Source organism: Paraglaciecola algarum (assembly GCF_021532655.1).
Taxonomy (GTDB): domain Bacteria; phylum Pseudomonadota; class Gammaproteobacteria; order Enterobacterales; family Alteromonadaceae; genus Paraglaciecola; species Paraglaciecola algarum.
Map to the genome: position 1 here is coordinate 1 of NZ_JAKGAS010000008.1, position 24,847 is coordinate 24,847.

31 protein-coding genes are annotated in these 24,847 nt (G+C 39.8%); 3 read left to right on the forward strand and 28 right to left on the reverse strand.

Annotation, left to right across the window (positions count from 1 at the left end; translation table 11 throughout):
- Positions 1-134: 134 nt before the first annotated feature.
- The 23 genes from rplQ to L0668_RS14460 all read right to left on the reverse strand — a co-directional run bounded on the left by rplQ (position 135) and on the right by L0668_RS14460 (position 16,501).
- Positions 135-536, reverse strand: coding sequence for a 50S ribosomal protein L17 (gene rplQ / locus L0668_RS14350; RefSeq protein ID WP_235313404.1), 402 nt, complete (start codon positions 534-536; stop codon positions 135-137).
- 42 nt (positions 537-578) lie between these two features.
- Complete coding sequence (locus L0668_RS14355; protein ID WP_235313405.1) at positions 579-1,568, reverse strand: DNA-directed RNA polymerase subunit alpha; 990 nt, start codon at positions 1,566-1,568, stop codon at positions 579-581.
- 22 nt (positions 1,569-1,590) lie between these two features.
- Positions 1,591-2,211 carry a 30S ribosomal protein S4 gene (gene rpsD / locus L0668_RS14360; RefSeq protein ID WP_235313406.1) on the reverse strand — a complete coding sequence of 207 codons (621 nt, stop codon included), beginning with the start codon at positions 2,209-2,211 and terminating at the stop codon, positions 1,591-1,593.
- A 24-nt stretch (positions 2,212-2,235) separates the two neighbouring features.
- Positions 2,236-2,625, reverse strand: a complete 390-nt coding sequence (gene rpsK / locus L0668_RS14365; protein ID WP_007625676.1) for a 30S ribosomal protein S11 — start codon at positions 2,623-2,625, stop codon at positions 2,236-2,238.
- 12 nt (positions 2,626-2,637) lie between these two features.
- Complete coding sequence (gene rpsM / locus L0668_RS14370) at positions 2,638-2,994, reverse strand: 30S ribosomal protein S13 (protein ID WP_235313407.1); 357 nt, start codon at positions 2,992-2,994, stop codon at positions 2,638-2,640.
- Positions 2,995-3,120: 126 nt separating this feature from the next.
- Positions 3,121-3,237, reverse strand: coding sequence for a 50S ribosomal protein L36 (rpmJ, locus tag L0668_RS14375; protein WP_166425245.1), 117 nt, complete (start codon positions 3,235-3,237; stop codon positions 3,121-3,123).
- A gap of 37 nt (positions 3,238-3,274) precedes the next feature.
- Complete coding sequence (gene secY / locus L0668_RS14380; RefSeq protein WP_235313408.1) at positions 3,275-4,594, reverse strand: preprotein translocase subunit SecY; 1,320 nt, start codon at positions 4,592-4,594, stop codon at positions 3,275-3,277.
- 5 nt (positions 4,595-4,599) lie between these two features.
- Positions 4,600-5,034, reverse strand: a complete 435-nt coding sequence (rplO, locus tag L0668_RS14385) for a 50S ribosomal protein L15 (protein WP_235313409.1) — start codon at positions 5,032-5,034, stop codon at positions 4,600-4,602.
- Positions 5,035-5,037: 3 nt separating this feature from the next.
- Positions 5,038-5,217: a 50S ribosomal protein L30 gene (gene rpmD, locus L0668_RS14390; RefSeq protein ID WP_235313410.1), complete on the reverse strand. Its 180-nt coding sequence runs from the start codon at positions 5,215-5,217 to the stop codon at positions 5,038-5,040.
- 6 nt (positions 5,218-5,223) lie between these two features.
- Entirely contained in the window at positions 5,224-5,727 is a 504-nt protein-coding gene (gene rpsE, locus L0668_RS14395) for a 30S ribosomal protein S5 (RefSeq protein WP_158971303.1), read from the reverse strand.
- Between the two features lie 9 nt (positions 5,728-5,736).
- Positions 5,737-6,090, reverse strand: coding sequence for a 50S ribosomal protein L18 (rplR, locus tag L0668_RS14400; RefSeq protein ID WP_235313411.1), 354 nt, complete (start codon positions 6,088-6,090; stop codon positions 5,737-5,739).
- 11 nt (positions 6,091-6,101) lie between these two features.
- Positions 6,102-6,638 carry a 50S ribosomal protein L6 gene (gene rplF, locus L0668_RS14405; RefSeq protein WP_235313412.1) on the reverse strand — a complete coding sequence of 179 codons (537 nt, stop codon included), beginning with the start codon at positions 6,636-6,638 and terminating at the stop codon, positions 6,102-6,104.
- Between the two features lie 10 nt (positions 6,639-6,648).
- Entirely contained in the window at positions 6,649-7,041 is a 393-nt protein-coding gene (gene rpsH, locus L0668_RS14410) for a 30S ribosomal protein S8 (protein ID WP_235313413.1), read from the reverse strand.
- 12 nt (positions 7,042-7,053) lie between these two features.
- Positions 7,054-7,359 (reverse strand): 30S ribosomal protein S14, encoded by a 306-nt coding sequence (gene rpsN / locus L0668_RS14415; RefSeq protein ID WP_235313414.1) that lies wholly within the window; start codon positions 7,357-7,359, stop codon positions 7,054-7,056.
- 11 nt (positions 7,360-7,370) lie between these two features.
- Positions 7,371-7,910 (reverse strand): 50S ribosomal protein L5, encoded by a 540-nt coding sequence (gene rplE, locus L0668_RS14420; RefSeq protein WP_235313415.1) that lies wholly within the window; start codon positions 7,908-7,910, stop codon positions 7,371-7,373.
- 16 nt (positions 7,911-7,926) lie between these two features.
- Positions 7,927-8,241, reverse strand: a complete 315-nt coding sequence (gene rplX / locus L0668_RS14425) for a 50S ribosomal protein L24 (protein WP_235313416.1) — start codon at positions 8,239-8,241, stop codon at positions 7,927-7,929.
- A gap of 12 nt (positions 8,242-8,253) precedes the next feature.
- On the reverse strand, positions 8,254-8,619 hold the full coding sequence (gene rplN, locus L0668_RS14430) for a 50S ribosomal protein L14 (protein WP_235313417.1): 366 nt from the start codon (positions 8,617-8,619) through the stop codon (positions 8,254-8,256).
- Between the two features lie 309 nt (positions 8,620-8,928).
- Positions 8,929-10,308: a DUF4397 domain-containing protein gene (locus L0668_RS14435; protein WP_235313418.1), complete on the reverse strand. Its 1,380-nt coding sequence runs from the start codon at positions 10,306-10,308 to the stop codon at positions 8,929-8,931.
- A gap of 199 nt (positions 10,309-10,507) precedes the next feature.
- Entirely contained in the window at positions 10,508-12,145 is a 1,638-nt protein-coding gene (locus L0668_RS14440) for an AMP-binding protein (RefSeq protein ID WP_235313419.1), read from the reverse strand.
- A 96-nt stretch (positions 12,146-12,241) separates the two neighbouring features.
- Positions 12,242-12,991: a 23S rRNA (guanosine(2251)-2'-O)-methyltransferase RlmB gene (gene rlmB, locus L0668_RS14445; protein ID WP_235313420.1), complete on the reverse strand. Its 750-nt coding sequence runs from the start codon at positions 12,989-12,991 to the stop codon at positions 12,242-12,244.
- Complete coding sequence (gene rnr / locus L0668_RS14450; RefSeq protein WP_235313421.1) at positions 12,991-15,426, reverse strand: ribonuclease R; 2,436 nt, start codon at positions 15,424-15,426, stop codon at positions 12,991-12,993. Before rnr ends, rlmB begins: the two co-directional genes overlap by 1 nt.
- A 102-nt stretch (positions 15,427-15,528) precedes the next feature.
- Positions 15,529-16,119, reverse strand: a complete 591-nt coding sequence (locus L0668_RS14455; RefSeq protein WP_235313648.1) for a tetratricopeptide repeat protein — start codon at positions 16,117-16,119, stop codon at positions 15,529-15,531.
- Positions 16,120-16,267: 148 nt separating this feature from the next.
- Entirely contained in the window at positions 16,268-16,501 is a 234-nt protein-coding gene (locus tag L0668_RS14460) for a TIGR02647 family protein (RefSeq protein ID WP_235313422.1), read from the reverse strand.
- Positions 16,502-16,724: 223 nt separating this feature from the next.
- On the opposite strand from L0668_RS14460, the gene fre reads away from it, so the two are divergent.
- Positions 16,725-17,423: an NAD(P)H-flavin reductase gene (fre, locus tag L0668_RS14465; RefSeq protein WP_235313423.1), complete on the forward strand. Its 699-nt coding sequence runs from the start codon at positions 16,725-16,727 to the stop codon at positions 17,421-17,423.
- Between the two features lie 65 nt (positions 17,424-17,488).
- On the opposite strand, the gene trmL is transcribed toward fre, so the two are convergent.
- From trmL to L0668_RS14490, 5 genes are all read right to left on the reverse strand, one after another.
- Positions 17,489-17,953 (reverse strand): tRNA (uridine(34)/cytosine(34)/5-carboxymethylaminomethyluridine(34)-2'-O)-methyltransferase TrmL, encoded by a 465-nt coding sequence (gene trmL / locus L0668_RS14470; protein ID WP_235313424.1) that lies wholly within the window; start codon positions 17,951-17,953, stop codon positions 17,489-17,491.
- 66 nt (positions 17,954-18,019) lie between these two features.
- The gene (locus tag L0668_RS14475; RefSeq protein WP_235313425.1) at positions 18,020-19,024 is read right to left on the reverse strand and encodes an alpha/beta fold hydrolase; all 1,005 of its coding nucleotides are present in this window, start codon (positions 19,022-19,024) and stop codon (positions 18,020-18,022) included.
- 6 nt (positions 19,025-19,030) lie between these two features.
- Complete coding sequence (locus L0668_RS14480) at positions 19,031-19,459, reverse strand: CBS domain-containing protein (protein WP_235313426.1); 429 nt, start codon at positions 19,457-19,459, stop codon at positions 19,031-19,033.
- A 29-nt stretch (positions 19,460-19,488) separates the two neighbouring features.
- Positions 19,489-20,907 carry an ATP-binding protein gene (locus L0668_RS14485; RefSeq protein ID WP_235313427.1) on the reverse strand — a complete coding sequence of 473 codons (1,419 nt, stop codon included), beginning with the start codon at positions 20,905-20,907 and terminating at the stop codon, positions 19,489-19,491.
- The gene (locus L0668_RS14490; protein WP_235313428.1) at positions 20,895-21,599 is read right to left on the reverse strand and encodes a response regulator transcription factor; all 705 of its coding nucleotides are present in this window, start codon (positions 21,597-21,599) and stop codon (positions 20,895-20,897) included. Before L0668_RS14490 ends, L0668_RS14485 begins: the two co-directional genes overlap by 13 nt.
- Before the next feature lie 173 nt (positions 21,600-21,772).
- On the opposite strand from L0668_RS14490, the gene L0668_RS14495 reads away from it, so the two are divergent.
- Positions 21,773-22,645 carry a Spy/CpxP family protein refolding chaperone gene (locus L0668_RS14495; protein WP_235313429.1) on the forward strand — a complete coding sequence of 291 codons (873 nt, stop codon included), beginning with the start codon at positions 21,773-21,775 and terminating at the stop codon, positions 22,643-22,645.
- A gap of 159 nt (positions 22,646-22,804) precedes the next feature.
- Positions 22,805-24,673 (forward strand): DUF885 domain-containing protein, encoded by a 1,869-nt coding sequence (locus tag L0668_RS14500; RefSeq protein ID WP_235313430.1) that lies wholly within the window; start codon positions 22,805-22,807, stop codon positions 24,671-24,673.
- Positions 24,674-24,847 lie beyond the last annotated feature (174 nt).

Here is a 24,847-nt window from a genome sequence, read left to right on the forward strand (position 1 = left end):
TGAACGTCTGACGCTTTTATTGCTTGATGTTTCCATAAAGAAGTCCTCTTTATGTCAACGTATTTCAGGATGAGACAACATATGAAAATAAAAAAGCCAGACATAAGTCTGGCTTTTTTTTATCTTACGATAACTTATTCCGCTTCAGCTTCTTCAATCTCTTCGACTGCTTCAACTTCAGGGCGGTCAACTAATTCAACGTAAGCCATAGGAGCTTTGTCACCAGTACGAAATCCACATTTCAAAATGCGAACATACCCACCAGGACGCTCTTCATAACGAGGGCCTAATTCATTGAATAATTTACCTACAACTTCTTTATCACCAGTACGAGCCATTGCCAAACGACGATTAGCTACACTGTCTTGCTTAGCAAGTGTGATAAGAGGCTCTATTACGCGACGCAATTCTTTCGCTTTTGGTAAAGTTGTTTTAATCAACTCACTTTTAACCAAAGATCCGGCCATGTTTTTAAACATAGCTTGACGATGACTGCTGTTACGATTTAACTGACGACCACTTTTACGATGGCGCATAGTTTTATCCTTCTTTACAAATCAGTTTAATTAAAAACTAGATTAATCTTTTTCTGCGATTGACTCAGGCGGCCAGTTTTCTAGGCGCATGCCTAGAGACAGTCCACGAGAAGCAAGTACATCTTTAATCTCGGTAAGAGATTTTTTACCTAAGTTAGGAGTTTTTAATAACTCTACTTCGGTACGCTGTACTAGGTCACCAATATATTGAATGGCTTCCGCTTTCAAACAGTTAGCTGAACGAACAGTAAGTTCTAAATCATCAACTGGACGAAGTAAAATCGGATCAAATTCCGGCTTCTCTTCTTTTTCTTCCGGCTCAGAAATATCACGAAGTTCAACAAATGCGTCTAATTGCTCAGCTAAAATTGTAGCTGAACGACGAATTGCTTCTTCCGGGTCAATTGTTCCGTTAGTTTCCATATCAATGATTAACTTATCAAGGTCGGTTCTTTGCTCTACTCGAGCAGACTCAACATTATAAGCAATTCGTTCTACAGGGCTATATGAAGCATCTACCAATAAACGACCAATAGGACGATCATCTTCTTCTGAAGAGCGGCGAGTTGATGCAGGAACGTATCCACGACCCATTTCTACTTTAATACGCATGCTGATATCAGCTTCGCCAGTTAAAGTACAAATTAAGTGCTCTGGATTAACAATTTCTACATCGCCATCATGCTGGATATCACCAGCTAATACTGGGCCCGCACCGGATTTCACTAGAGTTAGTGTTGCTTCGGTTTTGCCTTCAAGACACACGGCTAAACCTTTAAGGTTAAGCAATATCTCGATAACATCTTCTTGTACGCCTTCTTTGGTGCTGTATTCATGTAATACACCATCAATTTCAACTTCTGTTACAGCACATCCTGGCATTGAAGACAATAGAATGCGACGTAACGCGTTACCTAGCGTATGGCCAAATCCACGCTCTAAAGGTTCAAGTGTGACCTTTGCGCGAGTTGACGAGACGTTATCAATTTCAACTAATCTTGGTTTTAAGAATTCAGTTACAGAACCCGACATTGTTTCCTCTCTTCTTTAAGCTTTACTTAGAGTAAAGTTCGACGATCAACTGTTCGTTAATTTCAGCAGATAAATCAGCTCTTTCAGGAACACGTTTAAATGTGCCTTCCATTTTCTTGCTGTCTACTTCAATCCAAGTTGGTTTCTCACGCTGATCAGCTAGCTCAAGAGCAGCAACGATACGTGCTTGTTTTTTCGCTTTTTCGCGAACAGACACAACATCATCAGCAGAAACGTTAAAAGAAGGAACGTTAACAACTTTACCGTTTACCAAAATGGCTTTATGGCTAACTAGTTGACGTGCTTCAGCACGAGTACTAGCAAAACCAATACGATATACTACATTGTCTAAACGCTGCTCTAAAAGCTGTAACAAGTTTTCACCTGTGTTGCCTTTTAAGCGTGCTGCTTCTTTATAGTAGTTACGGAATTGCTTTTCCAATACGCCATACATACGACGTACTTTTTGCTTTTCACGTAATTGAACACCATAGTCTGATAAACGTCCACGACGGGCGCCATGCTGACCAGGTGCATTATCAATTTTACATTTCGTGTCAATTGCACGAACGCCGCTTTTAAGGAATAAATCTGTTCCTTCGCGACGGCTAAGTTTGAGTTTTGGACCCAAATATCTTGCCATGATCTTTCTCCAACTGTCCGTCGATTAAACGCGACGTTTTTTCGGTGGACGACAACCGTTGTGAGGTATAGGTGTCACATCGGTAATATTAGTGATTTTATAACCAGCAGCGTTCAAAGCTCGGATTGCAGATTCACGACCTGGACCTGGACCTTTAACGAACACTTCTATGTTTTTCAAACCGTAATCCTGAGCGGCTGTACCAGCACGTTCAGCAGCTACTTGAGCAGCAAATGGGGTAGATTTACGTGAACCACGGAAACCAGAACCACCTGAAGTTGCCCACGACAGAGCGTTGCCCTGACGGTCAGTAATCGTCACTATAGTGTTGTTGAAAGAAGCATGGATATGAGCCATACCATCAGCAACTTGACGTTTTACGCGCTTACGCGTTTTGGTTGGTGCTTTAGCCATAGTATCCCCCGCTTATCGTTTTATTGCTTTGCGAGGACCCTTACGGGTACGCGCATTAGTTTTAGTGCGCTGACCACGTAGAGGAAGACTACGACGGTGGCGAATACCACGGAAGCAACCTAAGTCCATCAAACGTTTAATACTCATTGATACTTCACGACGTAGATCACCTTCAACGGTGAATTTAGCTACTTCATCACGCAACTTATCAATCTGTTCTTCATTAAGATCTTTGATCTTAGTATTCTCTGCAACACCAGCGGCAACACAAATGCTTTTAGCACGTGTAGAGCCTACACCGTAGATTGCTGATAACGCAATTACAGTATGCTTGTGTTCAGGAATGTTAATGCCAGCGATACGGGCCATTAACAGTACTCCTCTAAATTAATAGTCATTAGCCTAAAAAGCCCGATAGGATACTTACCCAATGACTAAATTGCAATTAAGGATTGAGGCACTAATGTATTTAGTTGATTCCCCAATCCCCTATGATTAACCTTGCCTTTGCTTATGCTTAGGGTCAGAACTGCAAATCACACGCACAACACCGTTGCGCTTAATGACTTTACAGCTACGGCAAATCCGCTTGACGGATGCACGAACTTTCATTTCATCACTCCGTAAATAGCTAACTTATCAACTAGGTCTAACGACCGTAGCCTTTAAGATTCGCTTTTTTAAGAACAGACTCATATTGATGTGACATCAAATGTGTCTGCACCTGCGCCATGAAATCCATAATTACCACTACCATAATTAGTAGTGATGTACCGCCAAAGTAGAATGGAACATTCCAAGCGATAGTCATGAATTCAGGCACTAAACATATAAAGGTTATATAAAGTGCACCAGCCAAAGTTAGGCGTGTCATTACTTTATCAACATACTTTGACGTTTGTTCACCAGGGCGAATACCTGGAACGAATGCTCCAGATTTTTTCAAGTTGTCTGCTGTTTCGCGAGGGTTAAACACCAACGCAGTATAGAAGAAACAGAAAAATATAATCGCCGCAGCGTAAAACATCACATACAAAGGTTGTCCAGGAGACAACATTAACGCTACATCTTGTAACCAAGACATAGATTCATTCTGACCAAACCAAGTAGCAATGGTACTTGGAAACAAAATTATACTTGAAGCAAAGATTGGTGGAATAACACCAGCCATATTAACTTTTAAAGGTAAATGCGTGCTTTGAGCAGCAAATACTTTACGACCTTGTTGGCGCTTTGCGTAGTTAACAACAATACGTCGTTGTCCACGTTCAACAAACACAACAAAATAAGTTACGGCGGCAACAATCACACCTATTAACAACAAGAACAATAAGTTAATTTCACCTTGTCTAGCTTGTTCTGCAATATTACCTAGAGCAGATGGCAAACCAGATACAATACCGGCAAAAATCAGAATAGAGATACCATTACCAATACCTCGCTCTGTAATTTGTTCACCTAACCACATAAGGAACATAGTTCCCGTGACTAAGCTCACTACTGCTGTAAAGTAAAAACCGAAACCGGGGTTCATTACCAAACCCTGCATCAAGTTAGGTAAGTTAGTCGCAATACCAATCGCTTGGAAAGTCGCTAATACTAAAGTGAAATACCTAGTATATTGACTAATTTTGCGTTTACCGGCTTCGCCTTCCTTTTTCAACTCCATCATAGGTGGATGCATCACAGTTAATAACTGAATAATGATGGAAGCTGTTATATAAGGCATAATGCCTAGGGCTAGAACTGATGCGCGTTCAAGAGCACCACCGGAGAACATGTTAAACATCTCTACGATAGTGCCTTTTTGTTGGTCAAATAATTCAGCCAACACCGCAGCATCAATACCAGGAATAGGTACGAAAGAACCTAACCTAAATACTATGATCGCACCAAGTACGAACAACAATCTTGATTTAAGCTCGCTCAAGCCGCCTTTGGCGCCTGAGTCCTGTCCTGGTTTAGCCATCTAGCCTATTCCTCTACTTTACCGCCAGCCGCATTGATTGCTTCAAGTGCGCCCTTTGATACCTTTAAACCACTAACCGTAACGGCACGTGAAATGTCACCACTTTTCATTACTTTAACGAACAAGATCTCTTTCTTAATAAGACCTGCTGCTTTTAAAGTTTCAAGTGAAACCACTTCGCCTTCAACCTTAGCAATTTCACTCAACGTAACTTGGTCAGAAACCAAAGACTTACGCGAAGTGAAACCGAACTTAGGTAGACGACGTTGGATTGGCATTTGTCCGCCTTCAAAACCAGGTTTTACAGAACCGCCTGAGCGAGACTTTTGACCTTTGTGACCACGGCCACCAGTTTTTCCAAGACCAGAGCCCATACCGCGACCCACACGTTTACCAGAATTTTTTGCTCCAGGTGCAGGAGCAAGAGTATTAAGTCTCATCTGTTACTCCTCCACTACTTCAACCATGTAAAATACACGGTTGATCATGCCACGGACAGAAGGGGTGTCTTCTAGTTCACGAACATGACCGATGCGACGTAAACCTAAACCTGTAAGCGTAGCTTTGTGCTTAGGTAGACGACCGATAGAGCTTTTAGTTTGCTTTACTTTAATCGTAGCCATGTTCAATTACCCCAAAATCTGCGATACAGATAATCCACGTTTAGCAGCAACTGATTCAGGCGAATTCATTTCTGTCAACGCATTGATAGTTGCACGCACAACGTTAATTGGATTGGTTGATCCGTAACATTTTGAAAGTACGTTTTGTACACCAGACACTTCAAGTACTGCACGCATCGCACCACCAGCAATAATACCGGTACCTTCAGATGCAGGCTGCATGTAAACTTTAGAGCCTGAGTGACGACCTTTAATCGGATGTTGTAGTGTGTTGCCATTAAGATCAACAGTCACAAGATTGCGACGTGCTTTTTCCATAGCTTTTTGGATTGCAGCAGGCACTTCACGTGCTTTACCGTAACCAAAACCAACACGACCATTACCGTCACCTACTACTGTCAAAGCAGTAAAGCTAAAGATACGACCACCTTTAACTACTTTAGATACACGGTTCACAGCGATTAATTTTTCCAACAAGTCGCCTTGTTGTTGAGCTTCTACTTTAGCCATAATTAACTCCTAGAACTGAAGACCAGCTTCGCGAGCTGCATCAGCCAATGCTTTAACGCGACCGTGATATTTAAACCCACTACGGTCAAAAGCAACTGATTTGATGCCTTTTTCTATAGCGCGTTCTGCGATCGCCTTACCAATAGCTGCTGCTGCCGCTGAATTACCAGTGCCTTTAAGGCTACTAGCTAGTTCAGTTTCAACTGTTGAAGCCGACGCCAATACTTCAGCACCGCTTGGAGCGATTAACTGAGCGTATATGTGACGCGGTGTGCGGTTAACAACCAAACGGTGCGCTGCCAATTCACTAATTTTTTTACGTGCACGAGTAGCGCGACGTAAACGAGCTGATTTTTTATCCATCTTACTGACTCCTACTTCTTCTTAGCTTCTTTGCGACGCACAACTTCATCAGCGTAACGAACACCTTTACCTTTATAAGGCTCTGGCGGACGATAAGCGCGAATGTTAGCTGCAACCTGACCTATCAACTGCTTATCAACGCCTTTAACGATGATTTCAGTTTGACTAGGAGTTTCAACAGAAATACCTTCAGGCATTTCATATGCAACAGGATGTGAAAAACCTAGAGTTAGATTTAGTTTTTTACCTTGTGCTTGAGCACGGTAACCAACACCATTTAACAATAATTTTTTCTCAAAACCTTCAGCTACACCAACAATCATGTTGTTTAATAATGAGCGAGCTGTACCAGCTTGAGCCCAACCGTTAACTGCATTCTCTTCACGAGGAGCAACTTTAAGTTGTGCGTCTTCTTGTACTACTTCAACTACTTCATTAAATACACGAGTTAGCGTGCCATTTTTACCTTTAACTGTGACCTCTTGACCAGCGATAGTAACTTCTACGCCAGACAACACATCAACAGGAGCTTTTGCTATACGTGACATTTTATTCCCCTTACGCTACGTAGCCGATGATCTCACCACCCATGCCCGCTTTACGCGCTGCACGGTCAGTCATCACACCTTTAGAGGTAGACACGATAGCCACACCTAAACCACCCATAACTTTTGGCAACTCATCTTTTTTCTTATAGATGCGTAGACCAGGGCGACTTACGCGCTCAATGCTCTCGATTACTTTTTTGCCTTCAAAGTACTTTAACGTTACTTCTAAAACAGGCTTAACGTCACCAGAAATAGCGAAGTCTGAAATATAACCTTCTTCTTTAAGTACGTTTGCGATAGCAACACGAACTTTAGAAGACGGCATAGATACAGAAACCTTGCTAGCCATCTGGCCGTTACGTACGCGGGTAAACATATCCGCGATAGGATCTTGCATACTCATATCAGCTACCCCTTACCAACTGGCTTTTTTCAAGCCAGGCACTTCACCGCGCATCGCTGCTTCACGCAACTTGATACGACTCATGCCAAACTTGCGTAGGAAACCATGTGGACGACCTGTAATGTTGCAGCGGTTACGCTTACGACTTACAGATGAATCACGTGGCAGTTGTTGCAGCTTAAGAACAGCGTCCCAACGTTCTTCGTCAGAAGAGTTGACACCGCTGATAGTAGCTTTAAGTTCAGCGCGTTTTACCGCGTACTTAGCAGCTAGCTTGGCGCGTTTAACTTCGCGCGCTTTCATTGATTCTTTTGCCATAACCCTACACCTTACTTTTTAAACGGGAAGTTAAACGCGCTTAATAAAGCGTGTGCTTCCGCATCGGTTTGTGCGCTGGTAGTGATAGTAATATCCATACCGCGTATCTTATCCACTTTATCGAAGTCGATTTCAGGGAAGATAATTTGCTCACGAACACCCATGCTATAGTTACCACGACCATCAAATGACTTAGGATTTAAGCCACGGAAATCGCGGATACGAGGAATTGCTATAGAAACTAAACGTTCAAAGAATTCCCACATACGTTCACCACGTAGGGTTACTTTACAGCCAATCGGATAACCTTCACGGATTTTAAAGCCCGCTACAGATTTACGGGCAACAGTTACAATAGGCTTTTGACCAGCAATTGCTTGCATGTCAGCCGTGGCATTTTCCAATACCTTCTTGTCTGCTACCGCTTCACCTAAACCCATGTTTAGAGTGATTTTATCAATCCGAGGGACTTGCATGACGCTTTTGTACTCGAACTGCTTAGCAAGTTCGGCTACAACTGAGTCTTTATAGAAATCATGCAGTTTCGCCATCGTTCTCTCCAATTAATTAAACTAGTTCGCCGTCTGATTTGAAGAAACGAACTTTCTTCTCATCTTCAAGACGGAAACCTATACGATCTGCTTTGCCCGATTTAGGGTTGAAGATCGCTACATTTGATACGTGAATTGATGCTTCTTTCTCAATAACGCCACCAGCTTCACCCAATTGAGGGTTTGGCTTTTGATGTTTTTTGATTAGGTTCACACCTTCAACGATTAGACGGTCAGCACCAGGAATAACTTTAAGCACTTTGCCTTGTTTTCCTTTGTCTTTACCAGCTAAAACGATGATTTCATCATCACGACGAATTTTATTAGCCATATCGTGACTCCTTTATAGTACCTCAGGGGCTAACGAGACAATCTTCATGTTATTCACACGAAGTTCACGAGTAACCGGACCAAAGATACGCGTACCAATCGGTTGCTGGTTTGCATTAAGCAAAACAGCCGCGTTGCTATCAAAACGGATTGAAGATCCGTCAGGACGACGTACGCCTTTTCTAGTACGCACCACCACTGCAGTTAGTACATCACCTTTTTTTACTTTACCGCGAGGAATTGCTTCCTTAACAGTAACTTTAATGATGTCACCAATATGTGCATAACGGCGATGCGAGCCACCAAGAACCTTAATACACTGAACCCTGCGAGCGCCAGAATTGTCGGCAACATCCAGGTTAGTTTGCATTTGGATCATGTTAGTGCTCCGCTGTTAAATTAAGACTCTCACGAGTCGTTTATACTGTAAAAAAACAACCAAATGCTGCTTTTTTATACATACCCCTGTCAAAAGGGCGCGAAATACTAACAGAAAGTGGAGTGCGTGGATAGTTTAATTTCAAATTTATTTAGAGTTATCAATATTGAATGTAGAGGCAGTCGTAAAAGGAGATTTAGTTCTGAGTTTTAATGCGATTTAATAACAAATCTAAAACATAGGTGGTCTGATAGCTTATTATTTTTAAAGTTAACCTATAGCGCCACGATTGGCGCTAAAGGCTCATTATTAAAGTAAAGTCAATTTATATCCACTAGGTGCATCTAAATCACTTTCAATGGTAACTATATAAAGTTTATCTTCATTAATACCTAGTAAAGGAGTGCGATCCAATAGCGTTTTAGAGCCATTATCGTCAGTATGAATTGCAATAAGCTCATAAAAATCGCTAGGAACACTGAGCTCTCTAGCCTTGCCAAATTCAAGTGATGTTATTTTGTACTTTGCACTATCTATAGTTTCATTACTCTTCACAAAATATAAGGAAATATTTTGCAATGTATTTTGCAGATTAACTACGTTGAGCTGTTTGGTAAAAGCTTGAGCAACACCGTCTTCTATAAACTCTAGTGTTGTTAACGCATTATCTTCATCTTGATAAATAACGATAGCTTTACTGACTCCCTTATTTAAAGTAACTAATCGACTATTAAACTTTAACTCAGGATTTTGTTTAGATAGGGCTGAAATACGGTAATCGCCAAATTCAATTTCAGTAAACTCACTAATAGAATTAGCTAAAAGCGTAAATTCATTTGACACATTGCCAGAACTATCTCCCATGAATGAAATTTCCATTTCATTTTGACCATCTAAACTATTATATACACGGTATTGTGCTGGGGAATTTACATGGGAGTATTTACCAACACTGGTAGAATTGGAGATAATATCTAAGTTTAGTTGATTATCGATTATCCCATTAGACTCTCGAATACTGACTATATATTCCGTAGCTGAGCGCAGGTTAATTTCAGAACTTTCAAATAAAACTTGCTGACTGCCTGGCTCTGTCATAAATAGAATAAAACTGCCTATATCAAAATCTGAACTGTCTTCATCACCCGCCCAGTAATTCAATTCTTCCAAAGCACCAAAATCAACTGTCCCCATAAAGTTGGCATTAACAAAATCAACACCTTCCTCTGCCATATATAAATCAAAACTAGCTTCATTCGACACATTAGAGGTGGCGAATAATCTGAAATGTTGATTTAACTCTTTAAATTCAAACTCATATTCGTGCACACTAGCTGAATCAATATCACCAGTTAAGACTAATAATGTCTTTTTATTGTTAGCCAATTGGACTGTAATATCTTCAACCACAACTTCACTACCATCTAACTCAGTTCTAAAGAGTTGTAATTCATGCTCGCCTGATACTAAATTCACAATTTGAGTGGCGTCGCCATAACCAGCGTGACCTAACCCCTGCTTATCGATATCTCTTAAACTAATCGAAGGACTATTACTGGAGGCATTATAAAATTGCAATATTGTCTTTTCATCTTCTTGAGTGTCCGGAGTATCATCCGATCCACTACAAGCAGTAATCAAAGAAATAACTATAAGTAACAATCTCGTTCGTCTAAAAATACTTACCATTTTAAAACCATTCCATAACTAAATATAAAGTGGTTGTTTTATACGGGCACCAGAACTAATTTACTGTTTAAAAATGTATTTATACTTAATCAATTTGTAACTGAGTGACTATTCAATAAGCAGGTTGCGAAAAACTGCTTCAGACAATATTTTTATGTTAGATACATTAAAACAAGCCTACCGCTTAACTCCAATAAAATTATTGCCTAGCAATTTTTCCATCTAAATCGCCATTAATAAATTCATCGTATTGTTCTTCAAGGGTATGCCTTTTTACTTTTAAAGTTGGTGTGAGTAATCCGTTATCCACTGTCCACTCATCTTGCATGATAACTAATCTATCCAATTTAGAATGGCTTTCCAAAGTTGAGTTAACTTGCTCTAAGGTTTGCAGTAAGTTTTGTTCAATGTCTTGCTCAGCTTGTTTGCTGGCATCTTCAGACAATACAATTAGCGCTATAGGTTGCTTTAGCTGAGCCCCAGTAACACACACTTGCTCAATGGATGAGTTGGCCATCAACTTAGCTTCAATTGGAGCAGGAGCAACATATTTACCTTTAGCGGTTTTAAATATCTCCTTTAAACGCCCAGTAATTTTTATATAACCTTCCGAGTCTATCGTACCTTTATCGCCGGTCCTTAGATAACCATCTTCAGTGAATACCTCAGCCGTTTTTTCTGGCTCTAAATAATACTCTTTCATATTACATGGGCCTTTCACCTGAATTTCACCATCTTCTGCGATACGAATATCGACACCTTTATAGGCTTTTCCAATACTTCCAACTTTATCCAGCCTAAAAGGCACACAGCAGGTACCATAGGCACAATTTTCTGTCATGCCCCATCCTTCAGAAATGTTTACCCCAATTTTTGTAAACCAATGAATAGTGGCATCTGAAATAGGCGCAGAACCGCTTGCACATAATCTCACTTTATCTAAACCTAATTTGGTACGGATTTTTTTGCTGATTAACCCACCTATAAAAGGAATACTTAATAGAAAATTTAGTTTTTTCTGAGGTAGGGTCGCTAATACGCCCATTTGGAAGCGGGTCCAAAGCCTAGGTACAGAAATAAATAAGGTCGGTTTAGTGTTGACTATGTCTCGTGAAAAGGTATCTAAAGATTCGATAAAAGAAATCCCCATACCAGAATAAAAGCTACTCATTTCAACTAAGACTCTTTCGGTAATATGGGCCAAAGGTAGGTAACTTAAAATACGATCATCTTTTGTAATAGTTAAAGAATCTAAACAATTGAAGGCTGACCAGCTAACTGAGCGATAATTATGTACCACACCTTTGGGATTACCTGTACTACCCGAAGTGTAAATAATGGTCATAATGGAATCTAAACTCGGAATTGGCTTACCTGTAAAAGGTTCTACATCTAGCACTTCATCCCATTGTTTATTGGCTGGAATATTGGGATAAGGAAAGGCTAAACTTAATACATCTTGTCCAATAGCTGACATTTGCTCTTCAGTTTTATCTAATTTTCCAACAAATATAACTGGGCACTTAGCATGCTCAAGCACATAGGAAACTGTTTTTACTCCGGCTGTAGAATAAATGGGAACGGAAATATGGCCTGCCAACATAATCGCTAAATCAGTGATAAACCACTGAGCGCAATTTTTCGATAAAATTGCGATATGACTACCTTCAGGAAGGTCTAAAGAGATAAGGTATGCCGCAACCTTTCTCGCCTGCTGGGCGACCTGCCCCCACGTATATCCATCCACTCGGCCATCCACTGGTTGCCTTAAATACAAAGAGTCTGGCGAAGTTTCTTCCCAATGATAAAGCATCTCAAGTGGCGTTTTTAATGACATAACAAATCCTAGCTAAGACTTAAATTAATAAGTAGTTGAATAACATATTATTTACATTTCAATTTTTAACAATGGTACTGTCAAATGTCTAGTTATTTAATTACGCTGCCTAACGATTTCATATAAACACACACCTGTGGCCACAGACACGTTCAGGCTTGATACCGATCCAGCCATGGGCAATTTGATTAACTCATCACAATGCTCGCGAGTTAAACGGCGCATGCCTTTACCTTCAGCGCCCATCACTAAAGCCATAGGGCCGCTTAGTTTACAATCATAAATATTATGCTCTGCCTCACCCGCCGTACCCACAATCCACACGCCAGCTTGTTGCAAATCGCGCAGTGTACGAGCAAGGTTTGTCACTTGCACTAGAGGAATAACATCCGCTGCACCACAAGCTACTTTTCGCACCACTGGCGTGAGCGCGGCTGATTTATCTTTAGGCACCACGACTGCATCAACACCAGCAGCATCAGCAGTGCGCAGGCAAGCACCTAAGTTATGAGGATCTGTCACGCCATCTAAAATCAACAAAAATGGATTTTTGCCTGATTCAAGCTTGGCTTCCACAATGCTAGCCAAATCATTTTCACTAAATAGTTTGGCCGGTTTAACTTTCGCTACCACACCTTGGTGCTGTCCACCTTCCACTTTATCGTCTAATGTTTTGCGCTGGCAAAACTGTACTGAGGCACCAAACTTACGAGCTTGATTAACGATTGAATGAATACTCTTATCGTCTCGGCCTTTTAATACAAATAACTCGATTAAACGTTCAGGCTCGCGCTGGATCACTGACTCAAGGGCATGAATGCCATACAACCACTCTTGTTGAGCCATTATTTATTCCTCTTTCTTGCTGAATTCGAAGGCTTACTTCGCGAGCCTTTGGTTTTATTTGAGCCTGTTCTGGGTTTTCTACTAGTTGGCTTTTTAGTGCCACCTTTATTAGTAGATGGCTTCTTACCTGTTGAAGAAGACTTATCTTGGTTTTGTTCTGTAGTAGCAGTGGTTTTTCCACTCGCGCCTTTACCGCCACTAGCATTTTTACGACGTGAAGGTTTTCGATTAGCCGAACGTTTAATCGCTTTGCCATGAATACCATCTAACAAAAAATCAATCTTGCGTTCATCTAAATTCACCGAGGCCACTTTCACTTCCATGGGGTCACCTAGACGATAAATCACACCTGAGCTTTCACCAATTAAGTACTGCTTCACTTCATCGTATCTAAAGTAATCATTATCTAACGAGGTAATATGCACTAAGCCATCTATATGGAATTCCCCAAGGCGCACAAAAAAACCAAAATTGGTAACCGAGGCAATCACACCTTCAAAAACGTCACCTACATGATCCAGCATAAACTCACATTTAAGCCAATCACCCACGTCACGAGTAGCGTCGTCAGCTCTACGTTCGGTCATTGAACATTGCTCACCCAAAGCTTCTACTTCGTCTGGCGAATAAGACTTTCCGCCAGTCTTACTTTTTCGTTGATTCTGTTTATCAACAATAGCTTTTAAGGCTCTGTGTACCACTAAATCGGGATACCTGCGAATCGGCGAGGTAAAATGTGCATAAGCGGCAAGTGCTAAACCAAAATGGCCAATATTTTCATGATCGTATACCGCTTGTTTCATTGATCTGAGTAACATAGTCTGGATCAACTCTTGATCCGGGCGGCCTGCTATTTTTTCAACTACATCGGTGAAATCTTGCGGTGATACTTCTTTGCCAATTTTGTGAGTAATACCCACTTCAGCTAGATAAGATAAAAATGAACTTAAACGATCAGAATCAGGCTCATCATGGATCCTAAACAAGGCTTCTGCATTGGCTTTTTCAATGGTTTGTGCTGCCGATACATTGGCCAAAATCATACATTCTTCAATTAACTTGTGAGCATCATTGCGGGTGACCGGCACTATGTTTTCAATTTTACGCTGAGCATTAAACACAAACTTACTTTCTTGGGTTTCAAACTCAATAGCCCCTCGTTGATTACGCGTGCGTTTTAACACTCGATACATATCATGCAAGTTTTTAAGGTGGGGAACTTGCTCAGCATAACGTTTATGTAATTCAGGATCTCCCTCAAGGATATTCCACACTTTGGTATAAGTTAAACGAGCGTGAGAATTCATTACCGCTTCATAAAACTGATGCTCAACTAACTTACCAGATGGACTTATGGTCATTTCACAAACCATACACAAACGATCAACTTGAGGGTTTAACGAACATAAACCATTTGATAAAACCTCGGGTAACATAGGTATTACTTGTTCTGGGAAATAAACTGAGTTACCCCGATTTTGTGCTTCGCTATCTAGTGCAGTGCCAGGACGCACATAATAACTCACATCGGCAATTGCTACCCAAAGTTGCCAACCACCTTCATCAAGTGGTTCACAAAAAACAGCGTCATCAAAATCTCGAGCGTCTTCACCATCTATGGTCACTAATGGCAATTGTCGTAGGTCAATACGCCCTTCTTTAGCTTCATCGGGAACTTGTTCAGTTAAACCAATAACTTGACGTTCTACACCTTTTGGCCATTGATGAGGGATATCAAAGGTGCGCAAAGCCATGTCAATTTCCATGCCCGGCGCCATATGTTCGCCTAACACTTCAATAATTTTACCAATGGCATTTACACGTCTACGTGGTCTTTGTACTATTTCAACCACAACTATATGACCTTGACGAGCACCATTACTTTGTTCTTTGGGGATCATTATTTCGTGATTAATACGACTATCATCAGGAATGACCACACCTACGTTGTTTTCGAAAAAGTATCGACCAACAATTGGTTCTGATCTAGGCTCCACGATTTTTGCGATACGCGCTTCGCGACGACCACGATTGTCAGTACCACTTTCTTTGACTAACACAATATCGCCGTGCAATACTGCAGCCATTTGAGCATTATGAATAAAAAGATCTTTTTCACCATCGTTACGCTTTAAAAAACCAAAGCCATCTCGATGACCAATCACCTGTCCTTGAATTAATTCATCGATTTTTAGCTTGGCGTATTTTTTCTCACGGGTAAATTCAACTTGGCCTTCTCGTTCCATCGCTCGCAAGCGACGCTGGATACCAATGCGACTATCTTCATCCTTAGCATCAAGTAACTGACAAAATTCTAGGAATGACAAAGGCTTTTTAGCTTTCACCAAAAGTTCAAGTAAGTATTCACGACTGGCTACTGGGTTGTCGTATTTTTCTTTTTCGCGTTGAAAATAAGGGTCGTCAGATTGAGACAATTCAAAAATCCATTAGATATAGTTTTAAGTACTAGTATACCCAAGTTCAACGCCTGGGTATTTAGAAATTGGTAATAGATTGCTGACTTGATGCAGAAAAACTTAAGAATTCAGAGGACGTTTGGCTTTACGTACGGCTTTCGGGTGCATCAATTTTTCTAGATCATGCATACACTTAGCTATTTTTGAATGCAGCTTTTTGTCAGCAGTAATGGCGTTATATAACCAATGATAGGCATCTTCGTAATCATATGGGCTACCGTAACCTTCGATAAACAGTTCTACTAAACGAATTTGTGCTGATAAATTCCCCAAGATAGACGCTTCACGCAAAAACACCACAGCTCGCTCTTTGTCTTGTTGAACCAATTTACCTTGTGCAAAGTATCGACCTAACTGCTCCAGCCCAGCGGGCAAACCTTGTTCAGCTGCGCTATGCATAAACGCGATACCTCTTTCCGGATCTGCATCAACACACACGCCCCAAGCCAACATGTCTCCCCATAAAAATTGATAGGCAGGAATGAGTAAAGTTTCAGCATTGGCTCGTATATCTTGGACTAATTGGCATTTATCTAACACCACTCGAGATAAATGTTCATTGCGGTTTATCAAACTTATTAATTCATCTTGGGAATACAATTGGACAGCTTTGATTTCTTCAGCACTCTGCACAGACAAAGACAAAGACATTGCAAACAATGGCGAACATAAAAATGATAGAACTAGTTTATATTTTGACATGTTAAAACGTGTAAATTTTGTATTCATACACCCTATATCGGCAATAAAATGATTTTTATAAAATTATTCGATATAGGGTTTTATCTTGGGTGAGTGATTAGTGAGTTAAAGCAAGTTGCACAACCTGCGCATGTTCAAATAAGTCGTGACCTAAATCAGTTAAATATCCCCCATCAGGTTGGGTTATCACCCCTTTTTCAAATAACCTTTTTGCGGCAGCAACCATATTGGGCTCAGCGTCACCGTGAACCTTGATACCTTGCATTAGACTTTTGTTTGGAAATTTTAATAGTAAATTTAACTCGTCAACCATTTCAGCTGAAAATGTCATAAATAATCCTCTTAATTGGGCTTATATGTTTAGTGATAAAACAAACATGTTTGACAATAGATTAGTTTAACAAACATAAAACCTGATATTTCCTATGAAAGCGACTCGTAACTCGTCTGTCATATGTTTATAATTCACTTCTTGAGCCTAAAGCTCTATGAAATGAATATCAAAGATTATTTTACTTATATTCGCAGTTGTCATTATTTAACAGAAGAACACAATGCAAAAAATTTCTTGTCAGGTCAGTAAAATAGAGCCATTAACCAATGTGGTCAGTCGTGTTTTATTAACACCAGAAAGCCCACTAGAGTTTATCGCTGGGCAATATTTACAGGTAGTAATGGGCGACGAAGATAAACGTCCTTTTTCTATAGCCAACGCACCTCAACAAGACGGAGCTATTGAGTTACACATAGGGGCTGAGCCAGGTAATCAATATGCCGGACAAGTGTTAGAGAAAATGCGTTCTGAAGGTAAAATAGAAGTAGAAGGCGGACTCGGCGAAGCGTTTTTAAAGAAGGTAGGTGGCCACCCAATTATTTTAGTAGCCGGTGGCACAGGGTTTTCTTACACCCTGTCAATTTTGCAAAAATTACTATCAGAACCTTTAACGGCTCCAGTTTATTTATACTGGGGAACACGTACTTTAAAAGATATGTATGCTCTTGACGAATTAACTAAATTGTCGGAACAACATGCACACTTTACTTTTGTGCCTGTTATAGAAATACCAGACTCTGACTGGCAAGGTAAAACGGGTTGGGTACATAATGCTGTACTAGACGAATTTAACGATCTTAAAGATTTTAAAGTATTTGTTGCTGGTCGTTTTGAAATGGCCAAAGTGGTAAGAACTGACTTCTGTGCTCAAGGTTTGTTAGAGAAAAACCTGTATGGTGATGCCTACGCCTTTATTTAAATGGTAAACGCCAATTTGTGTTCTATTAATTAACATTCATTGGCTTTACCTTTTTTCTATTTTATCTAAACCGCGCCGTTAAAGTCCAATTGGCGCCAAGCCTCATACACAAAAACTGAAACCGCATTGGATAAATTCATACTACGGCTATCTGGCAACATAGGTATACGTACTCTTTGTTCCATTGGCAGTGATTGAATAATATCGTCTGGCAAACCTCGGGTTTCGGGGCCGAACAACAAAGCATCACCAGCCTCATATTTCACTTGAGCAAAAAACGCTTTACCTTTTGTGGTACAAGCAAAGACTCGTTTAGGCGCCCGTGTCTCAATGTAAGCGTCCAAATTTGGATAACGCTGCACTTTGGCAAACTCGTGATAATCTAAACCCGCACGTCGCACTCTTTTATCATCCCATTCAAAACCAAGTGGCTCGATTAAATGCAGAGCAAAACCAGTATTGGCACACAAACGAATAATATTGCCGGTATTAGGCGGAATTTCAGGTTGATATAACACTATGTCTAACATGGGAGTTAATTCTTAAATATTGAATGCTGAGATTGTAGCAAATCGTTAGCAGATTAATGCTAGGTTTTAGCTGTTATTTTCTGATGAAATAAAGCTTAATATTTTTTGTAAAACTGGCGTACGGTATTCATCCGACTCTTCTAACAGTTCATGTTTAGCACCTTCAACTACAAACAATTCAGTATTTGGCATTAAGGCAACCACTTGGCTTTGACGCTTATTATCCACCACAGTATCACCACCAGCTTGTAACACTAAAGCCGGAATGGGGAATTCACAGGCTTGAAGTTTTATTTTGTCCATTGCCTCCACTGCTGCTTGCAACCAGTGCCCAGTGACACCACCTAACTTGGTTTCTACAGCTCTTTCATATTCGTCACGAAACAGTTGATAACGTACTTGATTGTGAGTCAGGTTATTTTGGGCAAAGGCTGTGTTTTCGTAATCAGATTGTCCCCAAAAATAATCATATTGTTTGTTTAAACCTTTAGTAATTTTGCTGTGGGTATTTAATAAAAATTTAGCTAACCAATTGGGTAAAGCTGGGAGAATGCCAAACATAGGCGCTGAAAATATCACTTTATTAAATAAATCGGGATATTTTAAAATGGTCAAAAAACCTATGGTTCCACCCATTGAGTGACATAATAAATTAGCTTTATGTTGGCAGTTAGGTTGCACAATTTGCTGCATAAATAATTTAAAATCAGTCACGTAATCATCAAAGCTTTTTACATACCCCATGTGAAGGTTTTCTGTCATACGGCCGGACAATCCTTGGCCTCTATGATCATGAATAAACACCGAGTAACCTTGTTGATATAGATCGTATATCAGCTCTTTATATTTAAGCAGAGTTTCAATTCTGCCAGAAGAAATTACCAATTCACCTACTGACTTAGGATGTAGGACATACGCATAAGCTATAGAAACCTCCTCTACACCCTCAAATGTACCTTGCACCACTTGTTGAAGCCAAAAAGGTTGGATCTTAGTTTGGTATATTTCGGCTAACTCTTTTTCAGAGGTAAAACTGATAATGTTCGTATAATCATTTTGTAAGTTATCCATATGAGATTAGCTTACATTTTTCTTTTTATTGTGATTCACTTCAATCACTCTAAGAATATCTCGCCAACTTAAGATACCAATGGGGTGAACTCGTTCATCCACAATTGGAATACAAGATATTTTATGTTGATTAAAAATACTAATGGCTTGATACACATCTGCGTCTGGAGACAAACAAACTGGTTTACGGGACATAATTTGGTGAACTTTTTTATGCAGCGTAGCAATATCTTGAGGCGTTTCTCCAGGTAACCCAATCCTAGGGCTCACCGCTTTAAACAAATCTCTATCCGACAACACCCCATACAGTTTTCCATTTTCGACTACTAATAGGTGATGAAAAGCCGCCTGCTCAAAAATATTTTTCACTACTTTTAAAGTATCATCTAACTCAACAGTCACTATGCGTTTAGTCATAATATTTTTAACTAACACTTTTCACCAACATTTTTCACCTATATACCTTAAGAAATTATGCCTTGAGAAATAGAATCAATCGGAATAGAAATACTCACTTCTAATCCACCGTTATCAATATTTCGAGCAGTTAGATCCCCTTGATGTTGTTTAACGGCTCGGTAAGCTATAGCTAAACCTAACCCTACTCCTCCACTATTTCTATCTCTGGCGGTAGAAGAACGATAAAAAGGTTCAAAAACCCGCGATAACTGCTGTTCTTCCATGCCTTTCCCATCATCTTTAATCGACCAAACAATTGTTTTCTTGTACTGAATCACTGACACCTGAATATTATCGTTAGAATAATGTATAGCATTACGTATGACATTTTCAATTGCACTAGTTAATAGCTGAGCATCGACAAACAAGTCACAGCTAACTTGGGCATTATATTGAATATTTTTACCTCTTTGTTTTGCTTCAAAGTTTGCGTCATTAATAATTGGCAACATTAATTGTTCGAATGAAATATTTTGCTTGTTTAAAACAGCTTCTTGACTATCTAACTTAGACAACATCAACACTTGGGCAATCATACTTTCAATTTGATTGGCTTCTTTCTCGATTCTATCTAACGCTAGTTGCGAGTCTGTGGAATGTAGTTCTAATGGTTGTTGTTGGGCAATACCAATGGATAATTGTAACCTTGCCAAGGGTGAGCGCAATTCATGAGAAATATCAGCCAATAGCCGCTTTTGTCCATTCAGCAAAATTTCGACTTTTTCTGACATTAAATTAAAGTCACGGCCAAGTTGGCCAATTTCATCCAATCTATTACTTGCACTGCCCACTCGCGCGGCTAAATCTCCTTTTGCCATGCGCCTTGAAGCACGTTGCAATTGAATAACAGGTTTAAGTAAAGAACGCACAAACAGATAACATAAGCCCCCACTAAACAAAATCAAGAAAAATAAAAACAGTCCAGGATACTCATGACGTATGACTCGCAAAGAGCCTCCAGGCTGGTTATTAGCTGTATATAATAAATAGGCTTTCTGGTTTTTGACAATGCTACTAGGTCCAATATAAACCTTACCCTGCGTTTCTATCATCAAAGCGGAACTTTCTTCATCAAATTGCTCCAGTAGCTGCCGAGTTTTTAGTTGTTCTTTTTTCAAACCAAATATTACTTTACTGGTTTCAGCATCGACTAATACCAACCAAAACCGATTACGCTTACTCATTTGAAAGGCGTATTTATTCAAATCCACATCGTGCTTATCAATCTGATATTGAAATTTACGTGCCACCTGATGTAAGTTTTTTGCTTGATTAGGTTTTAACGGACGATACTTAACTCCCGAATCTAATTGTTGCACTAACCAAGTAGAGCTCATAAAAATTAAAAACGTGGCTAACCAAAACCACAAAAATACTCTAAAAAATAAACTCCGCGCAGGATTGAGTCGAGTTAAGAAAGACATGCTGCACTCAAATACTGATAACCCGCACCACGTAAGGTTTTTATTTTTTCCTCAGGACTATGAGCGGCTAATTTTTTACGCAAATTACTCACATGCATGTCAATACTGCGATCAAATGCCGCGAGTTTTCTACCCAATACTTTTTCACTAATATCCTGTTTACTCACTAACTTACCTTGGTTAATCATTAATAACTGCAAAATAGCAAACTCTGTCCCAGTTAACTCTAATAATTGCCCACCGCAATGCACTTGCTGAGTAGAAGGAGATAATTCTACATCACCCAACTTCAAATTTTGTTGCGCACTGTTACTAGGCAACATTGCCATACGACGCACTAAGGCTTTAATGCGAGCAGATAACTCTCTGTGGTTAAAAGGCTTAGCCAAATAATCATCAGCGCCAATCTCTAAACCCAATATTTTATCATAGTCATCACCCTTGGCCGTCAACATTAAAACAGGGGTCAGATGGCTGGCACGCAATTTTTTTAATACCTCAAAACCATCCAATTTAGGTAACATCACATCAAGTAGAATTAAATCATAATGGGTATTAGATGTAGCTTTAGCTAAGCCCATTTCGCCATCGTTGGCAATATCGATAGTGTAACCTTGCGGCTTCAAATATTGTGAAAGTAGTTGGGTAAACTCGTCATCGTCGTCAATTAATAGTAGGTGTTTGTCAGTCATATTTATATCTCATAGCAAGAATATCAGCACTATAACGCAAGCCTAGCAGGTAAACGATTTGTCTTTACACAAGCTTTACAATGTCTTTGCGTTTCTTTGCGTTGTGTTAGCTAAACTCTTTCCCATGCTCATGAATATTAATGAGTTACCCTAACTAACTAAAGGACAATATTATGTTTAATCCTAAAATGTTCAAACTAAAAACAATCGTTACCCCAATAGCAATCTGTTTATCATTAGCCTTATCTAGCCAAGTAATGGCGAAACCAAAAGGTGGTCATGAAGGAGCTCATAAAGGGCATAGCATGATGAAGCTATTATCAAAATTATCCCTTACTGATACGCAGAAACAAGATATTCGCCAAATAATGAAACAAAGCCGTGAAGACAGACAAGCTTCAGCTCCAAGCTTTGCTCCAGTAAGACAAGACTTATCAGCTTTAATCCAAACTACAGATTGGGATCAAGCAGCTGTCGAAGCCGCCTTCTCTCAAAACCAAGAGCAAATGGCTCAAGCTAGTTTAAAACGCGCTGAAAATAAACACGCTGTTTTGAATTTATTAACTGAAGAGCAAAAAGACAAATTAGCCACCATAGCCAACAAGATGAAAGATCGGGCCGCTGAAGGAGACCGTAAAGGTAAGCGTAAAGGAAAAGCCAAGGGCAAACAAAGAGGTGAAAGAGGTAACATACTAGCATTTACCGACGAGCAAAAGGCTGAATTAAAAAGTATTAGAACCGAAAGCAAAGCCAGTGCAGCTGAGTTACACGAAAAACTAAAAGCTTTTAAACAAGCCGAGCGTGAACTAGTTAAAAGCGCAGAGTTTAACGCTGAAGCATGGTTAGCTTTATCTAATGAATATAAGGGCGACTTTTTAGCCATGGCGGTACTAAAAGCTAAAAGCAAACACGATATGTGGAATGTTATGACTCCAGAGCAACAAGCACAAATGCTTGCCGCTAAAGAAAACCATAAAGGTGGCAAAAAAAGCATGAAAGGCCACAAGGGAATGAAAGGTAAAAAACATCAATTACAAGAGTCGTAATCGAATACCTTTTACTTGACCAAACATAAAAACGCCACATTACTCTAGTGGCGTTTTTTTATGCCTTGAATTAACGCCTGCCGTCATAAATAATCATCTAGAGTTTTACGCTACTTCAGCAACCCGCTGGTAAAATTCAAAGACTAATCGAGGATCCCCATGAAAAAGACGCTCAGCATAATCACACTAATATTATTAAGTGCCTGCGGCCAGGCAAATAAAGAAAACATTTCTAAGACTCAGAACTCTGTAGCTGACGCAAGCCAAACAAAAGTTGAGCCTGAAAGTGAACGACTCAATCAATGGCTTGATATAAAGTACGAAGAAGAACTCATGTTATCTCCTATGAAACTCACTAGACTGGGTCGTAAAGAAAGATATGACGAATTTAATGATTATAGTGAAGCCGAAGTAGACCAAAAATTAAAGTGGCAAGCCGATAGTGTGGCCGAATTAAAACGCTCATTTAACTACGACTTGTTATCTGAAGATGCAAAAATTTCCTATGATTTATGGGTATACCAATACGAAGCAGCAAAAGCATTAATACCGTTTCGCACCAACAAGTACATTCTGACCCAAATGATGGGCAATCATACCTCCCTACCTAATTCTGTGATTAACTATCATAAAGTAGATGAACTGTCAGATATGCAGGCTTATATAAAAAGAATAGATGGATTATCTACTGCGATCAGTAATTTATTAGAACGAGCAAAACTTAATGCTAAACAGGGTACACGCCCCCCCTACTTCGCTTACGACAGCATTATTGAACAATCCAGTAACCTTATAAAGGGACGGCCATTTGATCAGAGCGAACTAGATTCACCAATGTTCGCAGATGCAAAAAGCAAAATAAAAATTTTATTAGATAACAACAAAATCAATACACAACAAGTAACAAACTTAGAAGCAGAAGTCACACTAGCCTTAACCAGCCAATTTCAAACTGCCTATAAAGACTTAATAAGTTGGTTTATTCTAGATAAAAGTAACGTATCCGATGAAGCTAAAGGAGCAGGCGCACTGCCAAACGGAGAGGCTTTCTACAATGCCAAGCTACAAAACTACACCACTACTAATCTAACAGCAGATGAAATTCATCAAACTGGCTTAAAGGAAGTGGCTCGAATCTTAGGCCTAATGAAAGAAATTAAATCATCAGTGAAATTTACAGGTAGCCTACAAGAATTTTTTGCTTATATAAAAAGTGATGTTAATAACCAACAGTTTTATTACCCGAATACTGACGAAGGTCGTCAAGGGTATATTGATGATTCAACTGCCTACTTAGATTATATTCACAAAAAATTGCCTGAGTATTTTGGGCTCTTACCTAAAGCCAATTTAGTAGTAAAACGTGTTGAAGCTTTTCGTGAACAAGCTGGCGCGCCACAGCATTATTCAAAAGGAACCCCAGACGGCTCTCGTGATGGCGTTTATTACGCTCATTTATTAGATATGAGCGCTATGCCTAAAAATGAAATGGAAGCCATCGCATATCATGAAGGTAACCCAGGCCATCATATGCAGATATCTATAGCCCAGGAACTTGAAGGTGTCCCCAATTTTCGTACTCAATTGAGTTTCACTAGCTATGTAGAGGGCTGGGCTTTATATTCAGAATTGCTAGCCCAAGAAATGGGCGCTTATAGTTCACCTTATTCAAGGTTTGGTCGTCTGGTTAGCGAAATGTGGCGAGCAATTAGATTGGTAGTGGATACAGGCATTCATTCTAAAAGCTGGACAGAGCAACAAGCGATTGATTATTTTAGGCAAAACTCCCCAATCTCTGAAGGTGCAATATTAGCAGAGGTTAGACGTTACTTCGTATTGCCTGGTCAAGCGACATCTTACAAAATTGGCATGATTAAAATACTAGAATTAAGAGAAAAGGCTAAGTTAGCCTTAGGTGATAAATTTGATATCAAAGGTTTTCACGATACGATTTTAGGCGGTGGTTCTGTTCCACTCAGTATACTAGAACGCATAGTTGATAATTGGATAGCTAAAACTAAGGGATGATATTTGTTATATCACTAGAATTATGACTGTGAGATGGAGCATTCATTTTGTTTACCGCAATCTCGGCGGTAGCTCCTACATTACACTGCCTTCCACCTAAAACCTCCCCCCTATTGTGAAGCGCAAAAAGGGTGAGGTAAATTAACCACTCTTTATAGTTATGGCTGTCTTGTT

Excerpts from the sequence above, each read along its gene's own strand:
- rplQ (WP_235313404.1), bottom strand. The coding sequence starts at position 536 with ATGCGCCATCGTAAAAGTGGTCGTCAGTTAAATCGTAACAGCAGTCAT.
- L0668_RS14355 (WP_235313405.1), bottom strand. The coding sequence starts at position 1,568 with ATGTCGGGTTCTGTAACTGAATTCTTAAAACCAAGATTAGTTGAAATT.
- rpsD (WP_235313406.1), bottom strand. The coding sequence starts at position 2,211 with ATGGCAAGATATTTGGGTCCAAAACTCAAACTTAGCCGTCGCGAAGGA.
- rpsK (WP_007625676.1), bottom strand. The coding sequence starts at position 2,625 with ATGGCTAAAGCACCAACCAAAACGCGTAAGCGCGTAAAACGTCAAGTT.
- rpsM (WP_235313407.1), bottom strand. The coding sequence starts at position 2,994 with ATGGCCCGTATCGCTGGCATTAACATTCCTGAACACAAGCATACTGTA.
- rpmJ (WP_166425245.1), bottom strand. The coding sequence starts at position 3,237 with ATGAAAGTTCGTGCATCCGTCAAGCGGATTTGCCGTAGCTGTAAAGTC.
- secY (WP_235313408.1), bottom strand. The coding sequence starts at position 4,594 with ATGGCTAAACCAGGACAGGACTCAGGCGCCAAAGGCGGCTTGAGCGAG.
- rplO (WP_235313409.1), bottom strand. The coding sequence starts at position 5,034 with ATGAGACTTAATACTCTTGCTCCTGCACCTGGAGCAAAAAATTCTGGT.
- rpmD (WP_235313410.1), bottom strand. The coding sequence starts at position 5,217 with ATGGCTACGATTAAAGTAAAGCAAACTAAAAGCTCTATCGGTCGTCTA.
- rpsE (WP_158971303.1), bottom strand. The coding sequence starts at position 5,727 with ATGGCTAAAGTAGAAGCTCAACAACAAGGCGACTTGTTGGAAAAATTA.
- rplR (WP_235313411.1), bottom strand. The coding sequence starts at position 6,090 with ATGGATAAAAAATCAGCTCGTTTACGTCGCGCTACTCGTGCACGTAAA.
- rplF (WP_235313412.1), bottom strand. The coding sequence starts at position 6,638 with ATGTCACGTATAGCAAAAGCTCCTGTTGATGTGTTGTCTGGCGTAGAA.
- rpsH (WP_235313413.1), bottom strand. The coding sequence starts at position 7,041 with ATGAGTATGCAAGATCCTATCGCGGATATGTTTACCCGCGTACGTAAC.
- rpsN (WP_235313414.1), bottom strand. The coding sequence starts at position 7,359 with ATGGCAAAAGAATCAATGAAAGCGCGCGAAGTTAAACGCGCCAAGCTA.
- rplE (WP_235313415.1), bottom strand. The coding sequence starts at position 7,910 with ATGGCGAAACTGCATGATTTCTATAAAGACTCAGTTGTAGCCGAACTT.
- rplX (WP_235313416.1), bottom strand. The coding sequence starts at position 8,241 with ATGGCTAATAAAATTCGTCGTGATGATGAAATCATCGTTTTAGCTGGT.
- rplN (WP_235313417.1), bottom strand. The coding sequence starts at position 8,619 with ATGATCCAAATGCAAACTAACCTGGATGTTGCCGACAATTCTGGCGCT.
- L0668_RS14435 (WP_235313418.1), bottom strand. The coding sequence starts at position 10,308 with ATGGTAAGTATTTTTAGACGAACGAGATTGTTACTTATAGTTATTTCT.
- L0668_RS14440 (WP_235313419.1), bottom strand. The coding sequence starts at position 12,145 with ATGTCATTAAAAACGCCACTTGAGATGCTTTATCATTGGGAAGAAACT.
- rlmB (WP_235313420.1), bottom strand. The coding sequence starts at position 12,991 with ATGGCTCAACAAGAGTGGTTGTATGGCATTCATGCCCTTGAGTCAGTG.
- L0668_RS14455 (WP_235313648.1), bottom strand. The coding sequence starts at position 16,119 with ATGTCTTTGTCTTTGTCTGTGCAGAGTGCTGAAGAAATCAAAGCTGTC.
- L0668_RS14460 (WP_235313422.1), bottom strand. The coding sequence starts at position 16,501 with ATGACATTTTCAGCTGAAATGGTTGACGAGTTAAATTTACTATTAAAA.
- fre (WP_235313423.1), top strand. The coding sequence starts at position 16,725 with ATGCAAAAAATTTCTTGTCAGGTCAGTAAAATAGAGCCATTAACCAAT.
- trmL (WP_235313424.1), bottom strand. The coding sequence starts at position 17,953 with ATGTTAGACATAGTGTTATATCAACCTGAAATTCCGCCTAATACCGGC.
- L0668_RS14475 (WP_235313425.1), bottom strand. The coding sequence starts at position 19,024 with ATGGATAACTTACAAAATGATTATACGAACATTATCAGTTTTACCTCT.
- L0668_RS14485 (WP_235313427.1), bottom strand. The coding sequence starts at position 20,907 with ATGTCTTTCTTAACTCGACTCAATCCTGCGCGGAGTTTATTTTTTAGA.
- L0668_RS14490 (WP_235313428.1), bottom strand. The coding sequence starts at position 21,599 with ATGACTGACAAACACCTACTATTAATTGACGACGATGACGAGTTTACC.
- L0668_RS14495 (WP_235313429.1), top strand. The coding sequence starts at position 21,773 with ATGTTTAATCCTAAAATGTTCAAACTAAAAACAATCGTTACCCCAATA.
- L0668_RS14500 (WP_235313430.1), top strand. The coding sequence starts at position 22,805 with ATGAAAAAGACGCTCAGCATAATCACACTAATATTATTAAGTGCCTGC.